Source organism: Streptomyces recifensis, from assembly GCF_002154615.1.
GTDB classification, from domain to species: Bacteria; Actinomycetota; Actinomycetes; order Streptomycetales; family Streptomycetaceae; genus Streptomyces; species Streptomyces griseoluteus.
Genome location: NZ_MUNH01000566.1, coordinates 1 through 3,573 on the forward strand (window position 1 = coordinate 1; position 3,573 = coordinate 3,573).

Annotated in this window: 4 protein-coding genes; all 4 read right to left on the minus strand. The window is 70.8% G+C overall.

All coding sequences use genetic code 11. The features are described 5' to 3' along the window. On the minus strand, positions 1 to 644 hold a 644-nt coding region (locus CCN33_RS26050; protein WP_140394679.1), incomplete at its 3' end, for a TerD family protein. Positions 645 to 869: 225 nt separating this feature from the next. Continuing rightward, a complete protein-coding gene (locus CCN33_RS26055) occupies positions 870 to 1,859 on the minus strand; it encodes a zinc-dependent alcohol dehydrogenase family protein (RefSeq protein WP_086695909.1) in 990 nt (329 codons plus the stop codon). After that, entirely contained in the window at positions 1,856 to 2,710 is an 855-nt protein-coding gene (locus tag CCN33_RS26060) for a carbohydrate ABC transporter permease (RefSeq protein ID WP_086695910.1), read from the minus strand. Before CCN33_RS26060 ends, CCN33_RS26055 begins: the two co-directional genes overlap by 4 nt. After that, positions 2,707 to 3,573: carbohydrate ABC transporter permease (locus CCN33_RS26065; RefSeq protein WP_086695911.1), on the minus strand; the 867-nt coding region annotated here is incomplete at its 5' end. The genes CCN33_RS26060 and CCN33_RS26065, both read right to left, overlap by 4 nt.

Sequence of the window (3,573 nt, forward strand, 5' to 3'; positions counted from 1 at the left end):
CCGCCCTTGACCAGGGAGACCGTCTGGTTCTTCTGGAGGCTCACCCGGCCCTTGTCCAGGTTGATCTTGCCGGCGCCCGGCGTGGGGGCCGGGGGTGCCTGGGGAGCGGGCGGCGTCCGGGGAACCGGAGGCGCGGAGACCGGCTGGGCCGGTTCCTCCACCGTCACGCCGAAGTCCGTCGCGATGCCCGCCAGCCCGTTCGCGTACCCCTGCCCCACCGCGCGGGCCTTCCACTGGCCGTTGCGCCGGTAGATCTCCACGACCACCAGGGCCGTCTCGGCGCCGAGGCCGGGCGGGGTGAAGGAGGCGACGACCGCGCCGCCGTCCGCGTCCCGGATCGTGGCCGTCGGCTCGATGCCCTGGAAGGTCTGGCCCGCCGCGTCCGGGCTCGCGGTGACGACGATCTTCTCGATCTCCGGCGGCACCGCCCCGGTGTCGACCGTGATCGAGTCCGGCGCGGACCCGCCGCCCGAGCGGTAGGTCACGCCGGGGCCGGCCGGCTGGTTGTAGAAGATGAAGTCGTCGTCGGAGCGCACCTTGCCGTCGGCGGCGAGCAGCAGGCCCGACACGTCCAGCCGCACCGGTGCGGCCACGTCCACCGTCACACGGGTGGCCGGAAGCGGGACGTTGGAGCCAGGGGTCATAGCGGTCATGCCGGGTGAACGAACGAGCCCACTTTGCCGTTCCCTTACCCGGCGCCGAGACCCCCGTTCGGGTCACGAGCGCCGCGGAGGGGAGATGCGCACCGGGCACGGAGCCCGGCGTGGGGCCGCGGACCGGGCGACCCGGCGGACCGCCCGGCCGGGGCTCACGGGGGCGAGCATCCCCACGCTCGCCCCCGCCAACAGGGCCCTGCCGAAGAGCACGGCTCAGGGAGTCACGACGATCTTGCGGCCGACGCCCGCCGCGAACTGCTCCAGCGCCTGCGGGTAGTTCTCCAGGGCGATCCGGTCGCTGATGAAGACGTCCGGGTTCAGCACGCCGTTCGCGAACAGTTCCGCCGCCCGCTCGTAGCTGTGCAGCACCGCCATGGAGCCGGTGATGGTGATCTCCTGGTTGTAGATGCGGTACGGGTCGATCGTCACCCGCGTCGCGTAGTCGGCCACGCCGAACTGGAGGTACGTACCCGCCTTGGCCACCCGGCCCAGGCCGTCCTGGATCGCCGCCGCGTTGCCGGTCGCGTCGATCACGATCTCCCAGCCCTGCGGCCGGTCCAGCTCGTCGGCGTCGGCCGCCGAGCCCGAGACACCGAGCAACTTGGCCGTCTCCAGCCGGGCGGGGTTGATGTCGACCATGTCCACGCTCGCCGCGCCCGTGCGCTTGGCCAGCTCCAGCATCATCAGGCCCATGGTGCCGGAGCCGTAGATCAGGACATGGGCGCCGAGGCGGGAGTTGAGGATGTCGTAGCCGCGCACCGCGCAGGACAGCGGCTCGATGAGGGCCGCGTCCTGGGGGCGTACGTGCTCGGGCAGCTTCACGCAGTTGGCCACGGGCGCGACCGCGTACTGGGCGGCACCGCCCGCCGTGGTCACACCGATCGCGGCCCAGCGCTCGCACATGTTGTTGTGGCCGTCGCGGCAGAAGCGGCACTCGTAGCAGTACAGGGACGGGTCCACCGCGACCTGGTCGCCGGCCGCGACCTCGGTGACCTGGCTGCCGATCCCGACCACCCGGCCCGCGAACTCGTGGCCCGGCACGATCGGCAGCTTGGGTGCGAACTCGCCCTGCAGGATGTGCAGATCGGTACCGCAGATCCCGCACGCGGCGACCTCCACGACCACGTCGCGCGGGCCCGGTGTCGGGTCGGGGACCTCGGTGACGACGGCACGGCCCACGGACTCGATGACGGCGGCCTTCATTTCACGGCTCCCAACGACAGGCCCTGGACCAGCTTGTCCTGGGCGGCGAACCCCGCGGCGAGTACCGGCAGGGAGACGACGAGCGACGCGGCGCACACCTTGGCCAGGAACAGGCCCTGGCTGGTGATGAAGCCGGTCAGGAAGACGGGCGCGGTCTCCGCGACCACGCCGGTCAGCACACGGGCGAACAGCAGCTCGTTCCAGCTGAAGATGAAGCAGATCAGTGAGGTCGCCGCGATGCCGGGCAGCGCGATCGGCGCGACCACGCGGGCCAGGATCACCGGCAGCGGCGCCCCGTCCACCCGCGCCGCCTCGATGACGGCGACCGGCACCTCGGCGAGGAAGGACTGCATCATCCACACCGCGATCGGCAGGTTCATCGAGGTGTAGAGGACGACCAGCAGCCAGATGTTGTCCAGCAGCCCGGCGTTCTTCGCGAAGAGGTACAGCGGCAGCAGGCCCGCCACGGCCGGGAGCATCTTCGTCGACAGGAAGAAGAACAGGACGTCGGTCCACTTCTTCACCGGCCGGATGGAGAGCGCGTACGCCGCCGGGAGGGCCAGCACCAGCACGAGCAGGGTGGAGGCCAGCGAGGCGACCGTGGAGTTGATCAGCGCCGGCCAGGGGCTGGCGCCGCCGGCCGCGCCGAAGAACTCGCGATAGCCGTCCAGGGTGAGCGGCGCGGCGAAGGACGGCGGATTGGTCGCCGCGTCCGCCTCGGAGTGGAACGAGGTCAGGACCATCCAGGCGATGGGCAGGAAGAAGACGATGCCGGCCAGCCAGGCCACCAGGCCCAGACCGAGCCCACTGCGCCCGGTGCGCCGCGCGGGGGTGGCGGTGGTGGAACTCATCGGGACACCTCCTCGCGGAACAGGGACGACACCACGCGCAGCGCGAAGGTGGCGATGACGATGGAGCCGATGACGACGAGGACACCCGCCGCCGAGGCGAGGCCGTTCTCATGGGCCTGGTAGAAGCTCTGGTACACGGTGTACGGCAGGTTCGCGGTGCCGAGGCCGCCCGAGGTGAGCGTGAACACCGCGTCGAAGTTCTGCACGATGTAGATGGAACCCAGCAGGGCGCCCAGTTCCAGGTAGCGGCGCAGGTGCGGGAGGGTGAGGTGGCGGAAGATCTGCCAGTCGCTCGCCCCGTCCACCCGGGCGGCCTCGATCTGCTGCTGGTCCCGGCTCTGCAGTCCCGCCAGCAGGATCAGCATCATGAACGGCGTCCACTGCCACACCAGCGAAGCCTCCACCGCGAGCAGCGGGGTGTGGGAGACCCAGTCCGGCTGTGGGCCGCCCACATAGTGCAGCAACCCATTGAGCAGACCGTACTCCGGGTTGTAGAGCACATGCTTCCAGAGCAGGGCGGCGGCCACGGGGACCACGAGGAACGGGGCGATCAGCAGGGTGCGGACCACACCCCGGCCCTTGAACTTCCGGTCCAGCAGCAGCGCCAGCGCCAGTCCGAGGACCAGGCTGGCCACCACCACGGAGGCGGTGAGCAGCACGGTGACCCACACCGAGTGGCGCAGGTCGGCGTCGGTGAGCACCTGCCGGTAGTTGTCGAACCAGGTGAAGCGGCGGGCCTTGGGGTAGAGCGCGTTCCAGTCGAAGAACGAGATCACCAGCGTGGCCACGAACGGCAGCTGGGTCACGACGATCATGAAGACCAGGGCGGGCAGGAGCGGGGCGCGGGTGGCCCAGGCCCGCAG

Excerpts from the sequence above, each read along its gene's own strand:
- CCN33_RS26055 (WP_086695909.1), bottom strand. The coding sequence starts at position 1,859 with ATGAAGGCCGCCGTCATCGAGTCCGTGGGCCGTGCCGTCGTCACCGAG.
- CCN33_RS26060 (WP_086695910.1), bottom strand. The coding sequence starts at position 2,710 with ATGAGTTCCACCACCGCCACCCCCGCGCGGCGCACCGGGCGCAGTGGG.